The organism is Mixta sp., assembly GCF_024610815.1.
Lineage (GTDB): Bacteria > Pseudomonadota > Gammaproteobacteria > Enterobacterales > Enterobacteriaceae > Mixta > Mixta calida.
The window spans coordinates 1-18251 of record NZ_JANION010000122.1; the positions used below are offsets into that span (position 1 = coordinate 1).

Annotated in this window: 15 protein-coding genes and 1 pseudogene; 11 read left to right on the forward strand and 5 right to left on the reverse strand. The window is 56.9% G+C overall.

All coding sequences use genetic code 11. The features are described from left to right. Window positions 1-121: pseudogene (locus MYY08_RS19245) on the reverse strand (flavin reductase family protein); the annotation flags it as partial. Between the two features lie 390 nt (window positions 122-511). Here MYY08_RS19245 and narU point away from each other — a divergent pair. From narU to MYY08_RS08570, 7 genes are all read left to right on the forward strand, one after another. Further along, a complete protein-coding gene (gene narU / locus MYY08_RS08540) occupies window positions 512-1894 on the forward strand; it encodes a nitrate/nitrite transporter NarU (RefSeq protein ID WP_084970107.1) in 1383 nt (460 codons plus the stop codon). Window positions 1895-1982: 88 nt separating this feature from the next. After that, window positions 1983-5723 carry a nitrate reductase subunit alpha gene (locus MYY08_RS08545; protein ID WP_288013918.1) on the forward strand — a complete coding sequence of 1247 codons (3741 nt, stop codon included), beginning with the start codon at window positions 1983-1985 and terminating at the stop codon, window positions 5721-5723. Then, window positions 5720-7255, forward strand: coding sequence for a nitrate reductase subunit beta (narH, locus tag MYY08_RS08550; protein WP_288013919.1), 1536 nt, complete (start codon window positions 5720-5722; stop codon window positions 7253-7255). The genes MYY08_RS08545 and narH overlap by 4 nt, the downstream gene beginning before the upstream one ends. Continuing rightward, window positions 7255-7950, forward strand: coding sequence for a nitrate reductase molybdenum cofactor assembly chaperone (gene narJ / locus MYY08_RS08555; RefSeq protein ID WP_288013920.1), 696 nt, complete (start codon window positions 7255-7257; stop codon window positions 7948-7950). Before narH ends, narJ begins: the two co-directional genes overlap by 1 nt. Continuing rightward, a complete protein-coding gene (gene narI, locus MYY08_RS08560; protein ID WP_288013931.1) occupies window positions 7947-8627 on the forward strand; it encodes a respiratory nitrate reductase subunit gamma in 681 nt (226 codons plus the stop codon). The genes narJ and narI overlap by 4 nt, the downstream gene beginning before the upstream one ends. A gap of 424 nt (window positions 8628-9051) precedes the next feature. Beyond that, a complete protein-coding gene (locus MYY08_RS08565) occupies window positions 9052-9918 on the forward strand; it encodes an MBL fold metallo-hydrolase (protein WP_159378895.1) in 867 nt (288 codons plus the stop codon). Window positions 9919-9999: 81 nt separating this feature from the next. Then, window positions 10000-10740 (forward strand): nitroreductase family protein, encoded by a 741-nt coding sequence (locus MYY08_RS08570; protein WP_288013921.1) that lies wholly within the window; start codon window positions 10000-10002, stop codon window positions 10738-10740. Window positions 10741-10840: 100 nt separating this feature from the next. Here MYY08_RS08570 and MYY08_RS08575 read toward each other — a convergent pair whose 3' ends face one another. Next, entirely contained in the window at window positions 10841-11749 is a 909-nt protein-coding gene (locus tag MYY08_RS08575) for an AraC family transcriptional regulator (RefSeq protein ID WP_288013922.1), read from the reverse strand. A 235-nt stretch (window positions 11750-11984) separates the two neighbouring features. On the opposite strand from MYY08_RS08575, the gene MYY08_RS08580 reads away from it, so the two are divergent. After that, a complete protein-coding gene (locus tag MYY08_RS08580) occupies window positions 11985-12728 on the forward strand; it encodes an SDR family oxidoreductase (RefSeq protein ID WP_038626157.1) in 744 nt (247 codons plus the stop codon). A 21-nt stretch (window positions 12729-12749) separates the two neighbouring features. Beyond that, on the forward strand, window positions 12750-13604 hold the full coding sequence (locus tag MYY08_RS08585) for an SDR family oxidoreductase (protein ID WP_104951491.1): 855 nt from the start codon (window positions 12750-12752) through the stop codon (window positions 13602-13604). A 144-nt stretch (window positions 13605-13748) separates the two neighbouring features. On the opposite strand, the gene tyrP is transcribed toward MYY08_RS08585, so the two are convergent. Next, window positions 13749-14960, reverse strand: coding sequence for a tyrosine transporter TyrP (gene tyrP / locus MYY08_RS08590; RefSeq protein ID WP_288013923.1), 1212 nt, complete (start codon window positions 14958-14960; stop codon window positions 13749-13751). 338 nt (window positions 14961-15298) lie between these two features. Between tyrP and MYY08_RS08595 the strand changes: the two genes are divergently transcribed. After that, entirely contained in the window at window positions 15299-16321 is a 1023-nt protein-coding gene (locus MYY08_RS08595; RefSeq protein ID WP_038626163.1) for an LLM class flavin-dependent oxidoreductase, read from the forward strand. A gap of 284 nt (window positions 16322-16605) precedes the next feature. Then, window positions 16606-17031 (forward strand): WapI family immunity protein, encoded by a 426-nt coding sequence (locus MYY08_RS08600; RefSeq protein ID WP_038626165.1) that lies wholly within the window; start codon window positions 16606-16608, stop codon window positions 17029-17031. Window positions 17032-17465: 434 nt separating this feature from the next. On the opposite strand, the gene MYY08_RS08605 is transcribed toward MYY08_RS08600, so the two are convergent. Together MYY08_RS08605 and MYY08_RS08610 are read right to left on the reverse strand one after the other, a co-directional pair. After that, window positions 17466-17768 carry a DUF1493 family protein gene (locus tag MYY08_RS08605; RefSeq protein WP_038626167.1) on the reverse strand — a complete coding sequence of 101 codons (303 nt, stop codon included), beginning with the start codon at window positions 17766-17768 and terminating at the stop codon, window positions 17466-17468. Next, on the reverse strand, window positions 17762-18208 hold the full coding sequence (locus MYY08_RS08610) for an STM2901 family protein (protein ID WP_288013924.1): 447 nt from the start codon (window positions 18206-18208) through the stop codon (window positions 17762-17764). Before MYY08_RS08610 ends, MYY08_RS08605 begins: the two co-directional genes overlap by 7 nt. Window positions 18209-18251: the final 43 nt, after the last annotated feature.

An 18251-nucleotide genomic window follows, 5' to 3' on the forward strand; every position in this document is an offset into this window, starting at 1 on the left:
AGGCGGCGGCCATCACGTTGCGACGGCCGGAAGCGGCGTCGGCGCTGGTAATCAAGACCGTAGGGCCGTGATTGAGCAGGCGGCTGGCATGGTTAAGCGCGACGGGCTGAAAACAGGACATAATGCACCTTAAGGTTAAGCGGCGGCGCCGCAGTAAGTTATCCAGTGGAAAAGCATACTGAAAGAGGCGCGGCGATGTTAAACCGAAGTGGTCATGGCGCATGGCCATGAGAACATGCGCTGGCGCGTGGCAGCGATCACAAAAACGGACCTTTATCCCTCCAAACTTAACGGTCTTTGCCGTTAATTGCTATCAAGGTAAATAAGTGATTGCTGCTTTTTTACTGGTAGTGACTGTTTTTGCTGCATTTATTTTGTTTCGCAATCTAACTGTAACATTTTTTATTATTTCTTGGCGTTTATTGATCCCTCTAAATAACCCGTCTACGCTTACGGGAATTTGTCGCTTTGCTTCATTCCACCTTCATTGATTTTGACAGGGAATATGAACATGGCTTTAGATCAACGCAACACGCACGCCTCTCTGCGTGGCTGGGACGCTGAAAACCCACGTTTTTGGGCTCAGACCGGAAAAAAGATCGCGCGACGTAACCTCTGGGTTTCGGTTTTCGCCTTACTGCTGGCCTTCTGCGTCTGGATGTTATTCAGCGCAGTGGCGGTAAACCTCAACAAAGTCGGCTTTCATTTCACCACCGATCAGCTGTTTCTTCTTACTGCATTGCCTTCGCTTTCTGGCGCTATCCTGCGCGTGCCGTATTCTTTCGCCGTGCCGCTGGTCGGCGGACGGCAATGGACGGTGATCAGCACCGCCATCCTGATTATTCCCTGCGTCTGGCTCGGTTTCGCCGTGCAGAACACCGCCACGCCCTATAGCGTGTTTATCATTATCTCCCTGCTGTGCGGCTTCGCCGGCGCGAACTTCGCCTCCAGCATGGGCAATATCAGCTTCTTTTTCCCCAAGGCGCGGCAGGGCAGCGCGCTGGGCATTAACGGCGGGCTGGGCAATCTCGGCGTCAGCGTGATGCAGCTGGTAACGCCGGTAGTGATTACGCTGCCGCTGTTCGCCTTTCTCGGCGTGCATGGCGTCGACCAGGCGGACGGCGGCGCGCTGTGGCTGGCGAACGCCGCCTGGATTTGGGTGCCGCTGTTGGCGATAGCGGTTGCGACCGCCTGGTTCTGCATGGATACGCTGGCGGGCGCGCAGGCGTCGCTGCGCGAACAGCTTGTGGTGTTGAAGCGCGGCCATATGTGGCTGCTGAGCCTGCTCTATCTGGCGACCTTCGGCTCCTTTATCGGCTTTTCCGCCGGCTTCGCCATGTTGGCGAAAACGCAGTTTCCTTCCGTTGATATTCTGCGGCTCGCCTTTTTCGGACCCTTTCTCGGCGCGCTGGCGCGCTCGGTGGGCGGCATCGTCTCCGATAAGCTCGGCGGCATCCGCGTTACGCTGATCAACTTCATCCTGATGGCGCTGTTTACGCTGCTGCTGTTCTCCACACTGCCAGGCCACGGTACGGGCAACTTCATCGCCTTTTTCGCCGTGTTTATGGGGCTGTTTTTAACCGCCGGTCTTGGCAGCGGCTCGACCTTTCAGATGATCGCGGTCATTTTTCGCACCCTGACGCGCAAACGCGTGCTGGCCGCGGGCGGTACGGAAGCGCAGGCGCAGCATATCGCGGTGACGGAAACCGCGGCGGCGCTCGGCTTTATCTCCGCCATCGGTGCTATCGGCGGCTTCTTTATTCCAAAAGCGTTCGGCACCTCGCTGGCGATGACCGGCTCGCCGGTCGGCGCGATGAAGGTGTTCCTGGTGTTTTATATCGTTTGCATTCTGGTGACCTGGCTGGTTTACGGTCGCCGCACCTCTAAAAACTAATCACAGCGATGTTCCCTTTCTGCCTGTTTTTCAGGCTATGCAATGAACCATGTAACCGCAGGGGTGCCCCCTCTGCAAGGAGCAGGTAATGAGCAAGCTAGTGGACAAGTTTCGTTATTTTAGGCAAAAAAGCGACACGTTCTCCGACGGTCACGGTCAGCTGATGAACAGCAACCGCGACTGGGAGGACAGCTATCGTCAGCGTTGGCAGTTCGATAAGATTGTGCGTTCGACGCACGGCGTTAACTGTACCGGTTCATGCAGCTGGAAGATTTACGTTAAAAACGGCCTTGTCACCTGGGAGACGCAGCAGACCGACTATCCGCGCACCCGTCCCGACCTGCCCAATCATGAACCGCGCGGCTGTCCGCGCGGCGCCAGCTACTCCTGGTATATCTACAGCGCCAACCGTCTGAAGTACCCGCTGGTGCGCAAACGTCTGGTAGAACTGTGGCGCGAGGCGCTGGCGCAGCACAGCGATCCGGTCGACGCCTGGGGCTCGATCGTCACTGACCCGGTAAAAAGCCGCAGCTATAAAGAGGCGCGCGGCCACGGCGGTTTTATCCGCTCCGACTGGCGCGAGCTAAACACCCTGATCGCGGCCGCCAACATCTGGACAATTAAAACGTGCGGGCCGGATCGCGTGGCGGGCTTTTCGCCGATCCCGGCGATGTCGTTGATCTCTTACGCTGCCGGCACGCGCTATCTGTCGTTGATCGGCGCCACCAGCCTGAGTTTTTACGACTGGTACTGCGATTTGCCGCCCGCGTCGCCGATGACCTGGGGCGAACAGACCGACGTACCGGAGTCCGCCGACTGGTACAACTCCAGCTATATCATCGCCTGGGGCTCCAACGTGCCGCAGACGCGCACCCCCGACGCCCATTTCTTTACCGAGGTGCGCTATAAAGGCACCAAAACCATCGCCATCAGCCCCGACTATTCGGAAGTGGCCAAGCTGTGCGACCAGTGGCTGTCGCCGAAGCAGGGCACCGACAGCGCGCTGGCGATGGCGATGGGCCACGTTATTCTGAAAGAGTTTCATCTTAACAATCCCAGCGACTACTTCCTCAGCTACGCGCGACGCTATACCGATATGCCGATGCTGGTGCTGCTGGAGGAGAACGAGGCGGGCTACTACACTTCCGGCCGCCTGCTGCGCGCCGCCGATCTCGCCGACGGGCTGGGCGAAACCAACAACCCGGAATGGAAAACCGTCGCCTTCAGCGAAACCGGCGACCTGGTGGCGCCGAACGGCTCCGCCGGTTTCCGCTGGGGCGAAAAGGGCAAATGGAACCTGGAACCGCTGGCGGCGGGCCAGGAGGTAACGCTGCGTCTCAGCCTGATTGACCACCGCGACGACGTGGCGCCGGTGGCGTTTCCCTATTACGGCGGCAATGAAAGCCCTAACTTCCGCCATGTGAAACAGGACCCGATCCTGCTGCATCAGCTGCCGGTGAAACATATCACCCTGGCGGACGGCACGGCGGGCCGCGTGGTGACGGTCTACGATCTGCTGCTGGCCAACTATGGGCTGGATCGCGGACTGGACGACGCCAACTGCGCGCAGAGCTATGACGACGTAAAAGCCTATACGCCCGCCTGGGCGGAGCAGATCAGCGGCGTGCCGCGTCAGCATCTGGAGACTATCGCGCGCGAGTTCGCCGAGACTGCCCACAAAACGCGCGGACGCTCGATGATTATCGTCGGCGCCGGTCTCAACCACTGGTATCACATGGATATGAACTACCGTGGCCTGATCAATATGCTGGTGTTCTGCGGCTGCGTCGGGCAGACCGGCGGCGGCTGGGCGCACTATGTCGGCCAGGAGAAGCTGCGCCCGCAGACCGGCTGGATGCCGCTGGCGTTCGCGCTCGACTGGAACCGTCCGCCGCGCCAGATGAACAGCACCTCTTATTTTTACGCTCACGCCAGCCAGTGGCGCTTTGAAAAGCTGAGCATCAGCGAGCTGCTGTCGCCGATTGCGCAGAAGGAGCGCTTCAGCGGCCAGCTGATCGATTTCAACGTGCGCGCCGAGCGCATGGGCTGGCTGCCGTCGGCGCCGCAGCTGAATACCAATCCGCTACGCATCGCCGCGCAGGCGAAGCTGCTGGGCCAGTCGCCGGTGGACTATACGGTAGAGGCGCTGAAAAGCGGCAGGCTGCGCTTCGCCTGCGAGCAGCCGGACGATGGCAATAACCATCCGCGCAACCTGTTTATCTGGCGCTCCAATCTGCTCGGATCGTCGGGCAAAGGCCATGAATACCTGCTGAAATACCTGCTCGGCACCGACAGCGGCATTCAGGGGGAAGAGTGCGTCGGCAAGGGCGACGCTATCCCGGAAGAGGTGGAGTGGCAGACGAAAGCGCTGGAGGGCAAGCTCGATCTGCTGGTGACGCTCGATTTCCGCATGTCCACCACCTGTCTCTTCTCCGACGTGGTGCTGCCGACCGCCTCCTGGTATGAGAAGGATGATATGAACACCACGGATATGCATCCGTTTATTCATCCGCTCTCCGCTGCGGTCGATCCGGTCTGGGAATCACGCACCGACTGGGAGATTTACAAGGATATCGCCAAAACTTTCTCCACGCTTTGCGTCGGCCATCTCGGACAGGAAACCGACGTGGTGTTGCAGCCGATTCAGCACGATTCGCCCGCAGAACTGGCGCAGCCCTATGAAATTAAAGAGTGGCATAAAGGCGAGTGCGACCTGATCCCCGGTAAAACTGCGCCGAATATTATTGTCGTTGAGCGCGACTATCCCGCTACCTGGGATCGCTTTACCTCTGTCGGCCCGCTGCTGGAGAAAATCGGCAACGGCGGCAAAGGGATCAACTGGGAGACGGCGAACGAAGTGGAACTGCTGCGCCAGCTGAACTACGTCAAGCCGGACGGCCCGGCGAAAGGTCAGCCGATGATCAACAGCGCCATCGACGCGGCGGAGATGATCCTGACGCTGGCGCCGGAGACCAACGGCAAGGTGGCGGTGAAGGCCTGGGAAGCGCTGGGCGAGATCACCGGCCGCGAGCATACCCATCTGGCGCGGCGCAAGGAGGAGGAAAAGATCCGCTTCCGCGATATTCAGGCGCAGCCGCGCAAAATCATCTCCAGCCCCACCTGGTCCGGGCTGGAGGATGAGCATGTCTCCTATAACTCCAGCTACACCAACGTGCATGAGCTGATCCCGTGGCGTACCCTGTCCGGTCGCCAGCAGCTCTATCAGGATCACCCGTGGATGCGCGCCTTCGGCGAAAGCCTGGTCGCCTATCGTCCGCCGATCGATACCCGCAGCGTGACGCAGCTGCAACATATTCCGTCGAACGGCTACCCGGAGAAAGCGCTGAACTTCCTGACGCCGCATCAGAAATGGGGCATTCATTCCACCTACAGCGAAAACCTGCTGATGCTGACCATGTCGCGCGGCGGGCCGATTATCTGGATGAGCGAGGATGACGCGCGTGAGCTGGAGATCAAAGACAACGACTGGGTCGAGGTGTTCAACGCCAACGGCGCGCTGACCTGCCGCGCGGTGGTGAGCCAGCGCGTCAAGCCGGGTTCGACCATGATGTATCACGCCCAGGAGCGCATCACCAATATCCCCGGCTCCGAAGTGACCGGCATCCGCGGCGGTTTTCATAACTCCGTGACCCGCATCTGCCCGAAACCGACCCACATGATCGGCGGCTATGCCCATCTCGCCTACAGCTTTAACTATTACGGCACCGTAGGCTCCAACCGCGACGAGTACATTATGATCCGCAAGATGAAAAACATTAACTGGCTGGATGGCGAAGGTCAGGATCAGGTGCAGGGGGAGAGAAAATGAGAATACGTTCACAGGTCGGAATGGTGATGAATCTCGACAAATGCATCGGCTGCCACACCTGTTCCATTACCTGTAAAAACGTCTGGACCGGGCGCGAAGGGATGGAGTATGCCTGGTTCAACAACGTCGAGACCAAGCCGGGCATCGGCTACCCGAAAGCCTGGGAAGATCAGGAGAAGTGGAAAGGCGGCTGGATCAGGAAAATCAACGGCAAGCTGGAGCCGCGGCTGGGCGGCAAGGCGGGCGTCATGGCGAAAATCTTCGCCAACCCCGAAGTGCCGGGCATCGATGACTATTACGAGCCGTTCAGCTTCGACTATCAGCACCTGCATAACGCGCCGGAGGGTAAATATCAGCCGACCGCGCGTCCGCGCTCGCTGATCAGCGGTCAGCGCATGAAAAAGATTGAGTGGGGCCCGAACTGGGAGGAGATTCTGGGCGGCGAATTCAGCCTGCGCTCGCAGGACAGCAACTTTGTCGCCATGCAGAAGGAGATGTACGGCCAGTTTGAAAACACCTTTATGATGTACCTGCCGCGCCTGTGCGAGCACTGCCTTAACCCCAGCTGCGTGGCGACCTGTCCCAGCGGCGCCATCTACAAGCGCGAAGAGGATGGCATCGTACTGATCGATCAGGATAAGTGCCGCGGCTGGCGCCTCTGCATCAGCGGCTGCCCCTACAAAAAAATCTACTTCAACTGGAAAAGCGGCAAGTCGGAGAAGTGCATTTTCTGCTATCCGCGTATCGAATCGGGCATGCCGACCGTCTGTTCGGAAACCTGCGTCGGGCGCATTCGCTATCTCGGCGTGGTGCTGTATGACGCCGACCGCATCGCCGATGCCGCCAGCACCGAGCATGAAACCGACCTCTACGAACGACAGCTGGAGGTGTTTCTTGACCCCAACGATCCGGTCGTCATTGCCGAAGCGCTGGCGCAGGGCATCCCGGAGAACGTGCTGGAGGCGGCGCAGAAATCGCCGGTATGGAAGCTGGCGATGGACTGGAAGCTGGCGCTGCCGCTGCATCCCGAATACCGCACGCTGCCGATGGTCTGGTATGTGCCGCCGCTGTCGCCGATTCAGTCGGTGGCGGACGCGGGTCAGCTGCCGAAAAGCGACGGCGTGCTGCCGGCGGTAGAATCGTTACGCATTCCGGTGCAGTACCTGGCGAACCTGCTGACCGCGGGCGACACCGCGCCGGTGCTGCGCGCGCTCAAGCGTATGATGGCGATGCGCCACTACAAGCGCTCGCAGACGGTTGAGGGCGTGACTGATACGCGCGCCATCGAAGAGGTCGGTCTGAGCGTGGCGCAGGTAGAGGATATGTACCGCTATCTGGCGATCGCCAACTATGAGGATCGCTTCGTGATCCCCACCAGCCACCGTGAGCTGGCGGCCGACGCCTTCCCGGAGCGCAACGGCTGCGGCTTTACCTTCGGCGACGGCTGCCACGGCAGCGACAGCAAATTCAACCTGTTCAACAGCCGCCGCATCGACGCCATCAACATCACCCACAAAGCGGAGGGCGAGTAATGCAGATGCTGAAAATTGTCGCGCTGCTGCTGGAGTACCCGGAAAAAGCGCTGTGGGAAGAACGCGAGGAGCTGTGCGCGCTGGTGGCGCAGCGTGCGCCGATGTTGCAGGGCTTTGTCGACGGCTGGCTTGGCGGCGCGCTGCTCGATCGCCAGTCGGAGTGGTGCGAGACCTTCGATCGCGGCTGCGCCACCTCGCTGCTGCTGTTTGAACATGTACATGGCGAATCGCGCGATCGCGGCCAGGCGATGGTCGATCTGCTGTCGCAGTATGAGCAGGCGGGACTGCTGCTGAACTGCCGTGAGCTGCCGGACTATCTGCCGCTCTATCTGGAATATCTCAGTCTTCAGCCGGAACCGGCGGCGCGCCAGGGGATACAGGATGTCGCCCCGATCCTGGCGCTGCTCGGCGGGCGGTTGCAACAGCGCGGCAGCGCCTTCAGCCAGCTGTTTGACGCGCTGCTCGTCTGGGCGGGCAGCCCGCTGCGCAGCAGCAGCGTCGCCGCGCAGGTGAGCAAGGAGCCGCGTGACGATACCCGACAGGCGCTGGATGCGGTCTGGGAGGAGGCGCAGATTAAGTTTATCGATGATCGGGCGCAGGAGTGCGACTCCGCGCCGGAGAAAGCGCATCAGCAGCGCATTCAGCAGCAGACGATGCCGCAATATCTGGACCTGTCAGCCGGAGGAGCTAAATAATGCACTACCTCAACATCTTCTTCTTCGAGATCTATCCCTACCTGTGCGGCACGGTGTTTATTATCGGCAGCTGGCTGCGCTACGACTACGGGCAGTACACCTGGCGCGCCGGATCGAGCCAGATGCTGGACAAAGGCAATTTCCGCCTCGCCTCGAATCTGTTCCATATCGGCATTATCGGCATCTTCTTCGGCCATCTGTTCGGGCTGTTGACGCCGCACTGGGTGTATGAACCCTTTCTTGCCATCGCCACCAAGCAAAAACTGGCGATGGTTGCGGGCGGCGTGTTTGGCCTGATGGCGCTGGTCGGCGGGCTGATGCTACTGAAGCGTCGCCTGTTCAATCCGCGCATCCGCGCCACCTCGACCCGCGCTGATATTGTCATTCTCGGCATTCTGATGGTGCAGCTGATCCTCGGTTTGACCTCGATTCTCTTTTCGCTGCGGCATCTCGACGGCGTGGGGATGATGAAGCTGGTCGGCTGGGCACAATCGGTGGTCACCTTCCAGGGCAACGCTTCAACCTGGCTGGATGGCGTGGAGTGGATTTATCGCGTTCATCTGGTGTTGGGCATGACGATTTTCCTCGTGTTTCCCTTTACCCGCCTGGTGCATGTCTGGAGCGCGCCGTTTGAATACTTCACGCGCCGCTACCAGCTGGTGCGCGCCCGCCGCTAAGCCGTAACGATAAAGCCGGCCCTGTTGATAAGACGGGGCCGGTTTTTTTATGGGTTTTCATCTTACTGCCAGGGCCAGTGATTTACGCAGGGAAGGGAGAGAATAGCCGTTGGCGGCGATATTCAGTGGATAAAAAAAATCCGGCTCCGTGGCAATGAACCGGAACCGGATGACGAAAAAGCGTCTACAGCAAAGGGTTACACAGGAACTCGTTAATAAAGTTAGTCCAGTTTCCCGATAATGCAATGTCCATACGTTTATTAATGGTATTTTTTTGTCGTTAAGCCTGGTCCTGCGTTACGACGGCGATCGGTGTTAACTGCGGGGAAGGTTCCCTAAACGAAATGAATGATTATCCACTATTAAATTTATTCGACGGTTGGGTTAATTAAGATGGAAAACAATTATTAAAAGGAGGTATAGCGTGAAACATGTTCAGCCCCAAACAAAAGTTTTCCTGAGTAGCGATCAAAATGATGGCTTTGGCGTCACCTCTACCCTTATTTACGGCGAGCGTCAGGCGATACTGGTTGATGCGCAGTTTACCCTGGCTAATGCGCACCGGCTGGTAGCCGAACTGCTGGAACTGAAGCGAGAGCTGACGACAATATTTATTACGCACCTTCATCCCGATCACTATCTGGGCATTGAAGTTATCAAACAGGTTTGGCCAGAGGCGCGTATTGTTGCCTACCGGCAGATAGCGGATGCCATTAACGACGCCTGGGATTTCAAAATCGCTTACTGGGGCAAAACGATACTGCAAAAAAATGGCGCAACGATTAAGTTTACCGCCGAAAGGCTGGAAGATTCCGTTATCTGGCTGGAAGGTCAGGCGATAGAAATTCCGGGCATCATGTGTGGCGACTGCATTGAAATTGCGCCACTGTGGATACCCGCAACCCGAACGCTTATTGCTTCCGACCTGGTCTTTTCCGATTGTCACGTCTGGCTGGCGGATATGCGTACGCCTGAACGTTTGCAGCAATGGCTTAATACGCTGGAGCGGCTGAAAGAAATGAGGCCGGATGTGGTTATCCCAGGGCACTCCTCATCTTCCCTGCATCTGTTGCCGTCGGCCATCGATTTTACCCGTCGCTACATTGACGATTTCTTTGCGCAGCTGGCATTGTCGGCCGATGCGCAAGCGCTTCAGCAAAATATGGATCGCCTCTATCCCGATCTGCCCCTGCGTATCTGCCTGGATTACAGCAGCCGCATTTTGAAAGATCATTATGTCTGGCCCGGCGACTGGCCGCCCGCGCTCAGGGAGATGCCTTCGGCGTTTTAACGCCGGGACGGCACAGAGTGGCAAGCTGCGCAGAAAGGGCTCCTCTACAATCCGGCAGGATTTAACACCAGAGGAGGAATAATGAATCCGGTTATTGAAACACTGATCACTCATCGCAGCGATCGTAGCTATCTTGATAAAGCAATTCCTGATGCCGTTCTGGATGACATTATCCTTTCTGCGTACCGCGCCCCGACCTCGGTTCACTCGCAGCAGGTGTCGGTGATCGTCACGCGCGACAAAGCGACCAAAGCGAAAATCGCCGAGCTGGCAGGCGGCCAGCCCTGGATCGCGCAGGCGCCGGTCTTTATTACTTTTGTGCTGGATATGCATAAAACCCGTGAAGCGATGGCGCTGATTGGCGAACAGCAGATCGCCCACGAAAGTATTGAAAGCATCGTCTCCGGCAGCACCGATGTCGGCATTGCGCTGGCGTCCGCGATGGCGGCGGCGCGCGCGCAGGGCCTCGGCGTGGTGCCGATCGGCGGTATGAGAAGAAGTCCGGCGGCGTTTATTGAGCTGTTCAATCTGCCGCCGCTGACGTTCCCGCTGGTGGGTATGGCGCTGGGCTATGTCGATCGTCCTGCCGACCTGAAGCCGCGTCTGCCGCTCTTTACTTTCCGTCATGAAGAGAAATATCAGACTGAAGGTATGGTGGAACAGATTGCTCAGTTCAACGACGAGCTGGAACAGCACTGGAAAACCATCAACCGCGATGGCGGCGAGAACTGGAGCCATACCGTAGCCAACTACTACAAAAACATCTACTTCCCGGACGTGCTGCCTGCGCTGGTGAAGCAGGGCTTCGGCAAAGATAAATAATTCCGCCGTTAAAGATGCGGAGGCTGCGGCCTCCGTTTTTTTGCCTGCCTTTTATTGACGCCATCCTGTCTGTCACCCCCGTCCGCTAACGCGCCCGTCGCTAGTGGGTGGCGGCAATGCCTTCCAGCTGCGCTATCGGCATCAGCGCAAAAAGCATTTTCATTTCGCGCGCCTCTTCGCCGGGCGTTCGCCCGAAGGTGCGCTTGAACTCCCGGTTGAACTGCGAAGGGCTTTCATAACCGACGCGCACGGCCGCGCCCGCCGCCGTCAGGTTATCGCGGATCATCAGCAGCCGCGCCTGGTGCAGGCGAACCGATTTTATGTACTGTACGGGCGAAGTGCCGGTGACGGTTTTAAAATGGGCGTGGAAGGTGGGAATGCTCATGCCCACTTCGCCCGACAGCAGACCGACATCCAGCGCCTGCGCATAGTCGTCATGAATGCGCTTCAGGGCGCGCGCGATGCGGCCAAAACTGCCGTGACTGGCTAAGGCGGCCCGTATCGCGCCGCCCTGCACGCCGGTCAGTACACGAAAACAAAGCTCTCTGACAATTCCCGGCCCCAGCACTCGCGCCTCCAGCGGATTGGTCAGCGCCCGTAGCAGGCGCAGGGCGGTATCGGCGAGCGCACCGTCAAGCGGCGTGGAAACAATCCCCATCGGGTCGGCCATCGCGCCGCTGGCCTGTCGATCGACCTCTAACACCAGATCCGCTATCGAGGTCATATTGAGCCGCACTGAAATCGCCAGCAGCGGCTCCTCTTTGCTGGCGAAGGTTTCGGTCGAAAAAGGCAAGGGCACCGACAGCACCAGATAGTGCTGGGCGTCATAGGAGAAGATCCTGTCCGCCACATAACCGCGCTTGCTTCCCTGACAGACGATCACAATGCTCGGCTCATACAGCACCGGCGTGCGCCCTAAAGGATGATCGGCGCGCATCAGGCGCACGCTTTCCAGCAGCGTGCGCGTATAGCCTTCATGGGGCGCAAGCTGCTTAATCAGATCGATCATCTCTTTTTGCTGAACGGAGGCAGGAACAAACATGGCGCACGTAACCCGTTGATGACATAAACATGCAATGATTATGGCACAGAGCGTTTTAAAAATAATCATCTCTATAGGATTAGGCAATGATGCCATAGGTATCGACCTGTTTCATCCTGCTCTGCGGCTCTAAGCTTTCACTCAGTTCCACACACCCGGCGCCGCTACCGGCTCCGGCATGTAAAACCTGGAGGATCTGCCTGTGAAATCTTACGACGTAAACGCATCCAAAGTTATTTTACTGACCGGCGCCAGCAGCGGTATTGGCGAGGCGACGGCCCGACATCTGGCCTTACAGGGGCATAGGCTGATCGCCGGCGCGCGCCGCACCGATCGGCTTGCCGCTCTGTGCGATGAGCTGCGGGCGCAGGGCGCGACTATCGATACGCTTGAACTGGACGTTACCCAGCCGCACAGCGTGCAGAAGATGGCCGATTTCGCCATGGAGAAATACGGGAAAATCGATGTGCTGGTGAATAACGCTGGCGTGATGCCGCTTTCGCCGCTCTCGGCGCTGAAAATCGATGAATGGAATCAGATGATCGACGTCAATATCAAAGGCGTACTGCACGGCATCGCAGCGGTACTGCCGGTCATGGAGCGGCAGAAACAGGGGCAGGTGATCAATATTGCCTCTATCGGCGCCCATGCGGTTTCCCCGACTGCGGCGGTCTACTGCGCCAGTAAATATGCCGTATGGGCGATTTCCGACGGGCTGCGTCAGGAGAGCGATTACCTGCGCGTGACGGTTATCTGTCCGGGCGTGGTGGAGTCGGAACTGGCGGATCACATCACCGACGACGTGGCGCGCGACGCCATGCGCGAGTTTCGCCGCGTCGCGCTGCCGCCGCAGGCTATCGCCCAGGCGATTGGCTATGCCGTTGAGCAGCCGGACGGCGTCGACGTCAGTGAAATCATTGTGCGTCCTACCGCCAGCCCCTATTAATGTGTGCAGGAGATAACGCGTATGAATCCATCAAATAACGTCAACGTCTGGTTTATCACTGGCGCCGCACGCGGTATCGGACTGTCGCTGGCGCGTCAGGCGCTGGCCCAGGGAGACGCCGTGGTCGCCACATCGCGCACCCTTGCCAGCTTGCAACAGGCGCTGGGTAAAGAGAGCGCGACCCTGCTGGCGCTGGAAGTCGATCTTTGCGATGAGTCGAGCGTGCGAACGGCCATAGAGAAAGCTATCAGCAAGTTTGGCCGCATTGACCGCGTAGTCAATAACGCTGGTTATGGTCAGCAGGGCACGATCGAAGCATTAAGCGATGACGAACTGCGGCGCAACTTTGACGTTAACGTTTTCGCGCCGCTGCATGTATTGCGTTATGCCTTGCCGCATTTGCGACGTCAGCGTAGCGGACACATCTTTAACGTGGCGTCAATTGTCGGCTTTCAGGGTGGCTATGCGGGTTGGGGCAGCTATGTCGGCAGCAAATTCGCCATCGCCGGAATAACGGAAACGCTGGCGGCTGAAGTGGCTGAATTGGGGATTAAGGCTACCGTCGTTTATCCGGGGCCGGTGCGGACGGGCTTTTTATCTCAGGAGAGTCTGGCCGTTGCCCGCAACAGGATAGCCGATTACACCGAGGCTCAGGCCTCACTCGATCTTCATCTCAATAGCCTGGACGGGAAACAGGCGGGCGATCCTGAGAAGGTGGCCGCGCTCATCTTGCAGACGGCTACCGCTGAGACGCCGCCGGTGCATCTGTTTGTTGGCGCCATTGCCAACACGCTTGCAGAACAGAAGATGCGGGCTGCGCGTCAGGATCTCGAAGCCTGGCGCACGGCTTCCGACGCCACTGACTTTGCTCATTAAGCCGAAATGCGCCGCTGGAAGCGCGTGCCGGCGCGATTAACGCATAAACGGGCCATTGGCCCGTTTTTTATCACATCTGTGAAAAACCGGGCCTTTAACCCGGTTTGCTGGTGGCAGAAGGCTTTTTTTGCCGGTCTGGCCTTATTATCCCACCTCAGGCAGCCAACCCAGCGCGATCAGCGCCTGAATAGCGATCACGCCGATCCCGCAGAGAAAGACCAATATCAGCAGGGGCGAGCCGCCCATCACTTTGTATGCCGCCACGCCGTGCTGCTTGCGGCTGCGCCATACCAGCATCACGGGAATGATTAACGCCAGCACCGCCAACGCTACGCCAGCATAGCCGAGCGCCAGCACGAAACCCTGCGGATAGAACAGGGCGAAGGCGAGCGGCGGCAGAAAAGTCAGCAGGCCGCTTTGTAGTCGGCCTGTAACGTTACCGTTACGCTTACAGAGATCCGCCAGATAATCGAACAGGCCCAAAGAGACGCCGAGGAACGAGGTGGCCAACGCCAGATCGGCAAACAGATGGACCGCCAGCTCAACGTGCGGCGAAGCGACGACGGTACGGATCGCCTGTAACAGTCCATTCAGCCCGGCGTGATGGGCGAGCAGGGCGCTAAAGGTGTCGGCATTGATCGCGCCCAGCGTCGCCAGCTGCCAGAAGAGATAGGCGACCAGCGGGATCGCGCTGCCGGTAATAAAGACCCAGCGCAGCTTGCGCAGGTCGCCATTCATATAGCTGATAACGCTGGGTACGCTGCCGTGAAAGCCGAAGGAGGTGAAGATCACCGGGATCGCCGACAGCACCAGCCCTTTTTCCAGCGGCAGCGTCAGCAGATTGGTACGATGAATATGCGGCATCATCAGCGCCAGCATCACAACCAGCAGAATGATTTTGGCGCTGAACAGCACGCGGTTGAACATATCGACCATATGCGTACCAATACAGACCACGCTGCCGGCAATCAGCGTAAACAGCAGCACGCCGCCGCTGGTGGAGATGGAAACGGAAAACCACTCGCTCAGGCTTGCCGCCAGCAGCTCGCCAGCGCCGCTGATATAGGCGGCCGTCAGCGCGTACATCAAAAACAGCATGCTGAAGCCGGTCAGCCACTGGCCCGGACGTCCAAGATAGCGGCGCGTCAGGGTACCCAGGCCGGTATCTGCCGATGCGTGCTGATAAACTTCAACCAGAAGCAGCGCGGTATAGCACATTAACGCCCACAGGCTGACCAGCAACAGCAGCGTGACGCCGGGACCCACGCCAGCGGCGGCTAACGGCATCGCCAACATGCCTGCGCCGATGGTGGTGCCTGCAACAATAAAAATACTGCCAAAAGTGCGATTCCTCACGCCTTCCTCTGAATTTAAGCTTCGCTATCGTTAAGTGCTGCGCAGGGTAAGCGAAAGTTTACACTCCGTCAAATATCCATAACAGTGATGAAAGCCGCTGTGGGCGGGCAACAGCCAATCGGTGGCTGCTACAGATGCTCATAGAGCACGGCGCCGAGGTAATAGCCTGCGCCAAACCCGACGATAACGTCGTACAGCCCAGCGGCTGACTCGCTGTTACGCATCATTCAGATCGTGGCGTTAACATAGTGCGTTCCTGCCAGCAGATAGCTAAAGTTAATTGATGCATACACGATTATCGCCTGAACAGGCGGCCGCTTACAGATAAGGGTAAAAGCATGAAAAAAATCGGATTCCTGTCGTTTGGCCACTGGGGAGCCTCGTTCCAGTCGGCGACGCGCAGCGCGGCGGATGCGCTACAGCAATCGATCGAGCTGGCGGTCGCGGCTGAAGAACTTGGCGCGGATGGCGCCTGGTTTCGCGTGCATCATTTCGCCCGTCAGCTCAGCGCGCCGTTTCCGCTGCTGGCGGCGATTGGTGCACGCACCAAACGTATTGAGATCGGCACCGGCGTGATTGATATGCGCTATGAAAATCCGTTTTATATGGCGGAGGACGCGGGCGTGGCGGATCTGATCAGCAACGGACGTTTGCAGTTGGGGATCAGTCGCGGCTCGCCGGAGCAGGTGATCGACGGCTGGCGCTATTTTGGCTATCAGCCGCAGGAGGGCGAAAGCGATGCGGATATGGGACGCCGCCATGCTGAAGTATTGCTGGACGTATTGCGCGGCGAAGGATTCGCCAAACCCAATCCGCAGCCGATGTTCGCTAATCCGCCCGGACTGCTACGACCGGAGCCGTTTTCCGAAGGACTGCGCGAGCGTATCTGGTGGGGATCGGGTTCTAACGCCACGGCGATATGGGCGGCGAAGCTGGGCATGCATCTGCAAAGTTCGACCCTGAAGGATGATGAAACCGGCGAAGCGTTTCATATTCAACAGGCGAAACAGATCCGCGCCTGGCGCGCCGCCTGGTTGGAAGCGGGACATGCGCGCGTGGGGCGCGTTTCGGTTAGTCGCAGCATCTTCCCGTTGATCAATAATCAAGACCGCGCTTATTTTGGCGCCAGCAGAGAAGAGGGCGATCAGGTCGGTTATCTGGACGAGAAGACGCGCGCCATCTTTGGCCGCAGCTACGCCGCCGAACCGGAACGCCTGATCGCGCAGCTGAAGCAGGATGAAGCGATCGCCGAGGCGGACACGCTGTTGCTGACGATTCCCAATCAGCTTGGCGTCGATTACTGCGCTCATGTGATTGAAGCGGTATTAACGCAGGTCGCGCCGGAACTGGGCTGGCGTTAGCGGACAGCGAATTTGTCGTTTGTTCGGCCGCCGCGTTCGATACAGGCTGAAACTGTGTGTTATATGGCCGGTCTTTATCGACCGGCTGGATTTACTGGCGGAAAACCACGCCGTTACGTCTGTTTTTTTGACGCGTCTACGTTCATTTTGCAGGAGCATGGTGCTGTGAAGTTCACAGAATTCACGTAGCGCGATCTCACTAACATAAACGTTTTAAATTTGAAATCGTGGTTCGTGAAAAGGACTGGACGATCACTCATTTTTTATATAAGTAATGGGGTACTATGATAGAAATCGTAAGTGGTTCAAGGATATTACGTCTTTCGCCATTCGAAAGGCAAAATACCCCAGACGCCCCCAAATATGACTGGATAAGAACATACGTTGAATATCAACTTCCTGAATTGCAGACACAATATCAGCCATCATTTTGTGTCGGTGAGCTGACTGATTTTAGGAGAAATATAGCTTCTGTTTATCAGGAGTTGATTGATGGGAGCAGGCCACCTGAGGTGATCTTCTATAGTACAGAAAATCAGTTAAATCTTCGATTTTTTCCTATGTCTGGCAATTCTGTCGCAGTGGATTTAATACTCAGGCCTGAAAATCCAGCGGAAAGTGTCATTGTAAAAGATTCTTTTGGCATAGATCAAAGCTACTTCCCAGCATTGCTGTCCGGCCTTGACGAGATGATTAACTGGCAGAACTGAAAGGCTTTCGTTCTTGGTCAGCCTGTTCCCGTTACCACAGCCTGTATGTTGATGAAGTGGGAAATCTCCAAAAGATGAATCCGTTCACTTGCGCCAGCGATGTGGCGGTGCGTTATCAATGTTGCCCCATACGTTTAAGGGCGTTCCGCTAAAAGGATTGGAAGCGGGGCAGGACTCAGATTATGCAGCCAGCTGAACGGGCTAAACGATTGGACGACCTGGGTCAGGCAGTTACACCAGGCAATAAGACGCAAAGGGATAGGAAGGAAACAGGTAGCTATTTGCGGGTACATAAGCTGATATCTAATTTAACATAATATACATTATGCGCACCAATGTAACGGAGGCTCAAAGTTGACGTTTATTTGTGGTTCATTATTCAGGCTATAGCGGAGAGCGAAAAGCAGCTCTCCAAAAGCAGCTCTCCAATTGAGTTAATCATATAGCCAGCGACCCGCTTTAGCGGATTCAATTAGCATGTTGATGGTCAGTGGCTTCGCATCTTTACGATTTTTCACAGGAAAATAGATACTGAAATCGAGATCGGCATGTTTGAGATTAAACTCAGTAAAAATCTCATCAAGCAAATCCTGCGCCTCTTCTTCGTCCATGTTCATGGTGTGGTTTAGTGATGTATCGCCATTTAAAGAAGGCATTTTAAATGTCAGCCATGAGCGTCCATTCCACGGCCGGACAATCTCATAAACCCGCTTTTCGACAGCATCTGCATCTACCATATTTTATCGTTTCCTCTGGCTATGCGGTTGTAATCCCTGACTGTACGGTACGCTATTTGTGAGACATCAGACGCCAGAATAATCCAGCCCAGCACAGGTATAGCCCTGCCAGTAAAGGTGCTAATTTTTCTAACCATGAGAATTTTTAGTTTATGAGGTGGATAACCACCAATAACAGACGGTAGCTTTATTCCCCATGGAAAAATAGGTGTTGTTAAGCTCTTCGACTGTATCCATACCGTAATTTCCTGATTGTAAATGACTTTATTGCATTGGCAATGCGACCATACAGTGAGGCTGTTATAACGCTTTTGCGCGTCGTACCTTAGCCCAATCTTAAAATACTCAGCCAGGGCCAGGCAGACGAGCAGTTTTACATTTAATGATTTGTTGCTTTCTTCGCAATAACTTAATGATTCAATGAACGATTTTAAATCCATAAAGGGACAGTTCTGGGATTTGATATTGAGCTATAAATTGAAT

What these genes read in the sequence shown, in the direction of transcription:
- narU (WP_084970107.1), top strand. Translation starts at nt 512, where the DNA reads ATGGCTTTAGATCAACGCAACACGCACGCCTCTCTGCGTGGCTGGGAC.
- MYY08_RS08545 (WP_288013918.1), top strand. Translation starts at nt 1,983, where the DNA reads ATGAGCAAGCTAGTGGACAAGTTTCGTTATTTTAGGCAAAAAAGCGAC.
- narH (WP_288013919.1), top strand. Translation starts at nt 5,720, where the DNA reads ATGAGAATACGTTCACAGGTCGGAATGGTGATGAATCTCGACAAATGC.
- narJ (WP_288013920.1), top strand. Translation starts at nt 7,255, where the DNA reads ATGCAGATGCTGAAAATTGTCGCGCTGCTGCTGGAGTACCCGGAAAAA.
- MYY08_RS08570 (WP_288013921.1), top strand. Translation starts at nt 10,000, where the DNA reads ATGAATCCGGTTATTGAAACACTGATCACTCATCGCAGCGATCGTAGC.
- MYY08_RS08575 (WP_288013922.1), bottom strand. Translation starts at nt 11,749, where the DNA reads ATGATCGATCTGATTAAGCAGCTTGCGCCCCATGAAGGCTATACGCGC.
- MYY08_RS08585 (WP_104951491.1), top strand. Translation starts at nt 12,750, where the DNA reads ATGAATCCATCAAATAACGTCAACGTCTGGTTTATCACTGGCGCCGCA.
- MYY08_RS08595 (WP_038626163.1), top strand. Translation starts at nt 15,299, where the DNA reads ATGAAAAAAATCGGATTCCTGTCGTTTGGCCACTGGGGAGCCTCGTTC.
- MYY08_RS08600 (WP_038626165.1), top strand. Translation starts at nt 16,606, where the DNA reads ATGATAGAAATCGTAAGTGGTTCAAGGATATTACGTCTTTCGCCATTC.
- MYY08_RS08605 (WP_038626167.1), bottom strand. Translation starts at nt 17,768, where the DNA reads ATGGTAGATGCAGATGCTGTCGAAAAGCGGGTTTATGAGATTGTCCGG.
- MYY08_RS08610 (WP_288013924.1), bottom strand. Translation starts at nt 18,208, where the DNA reads ATGGATTTAAAATCGTTCATTGAATCATTAAGTTATTGCGAAGAAAGC.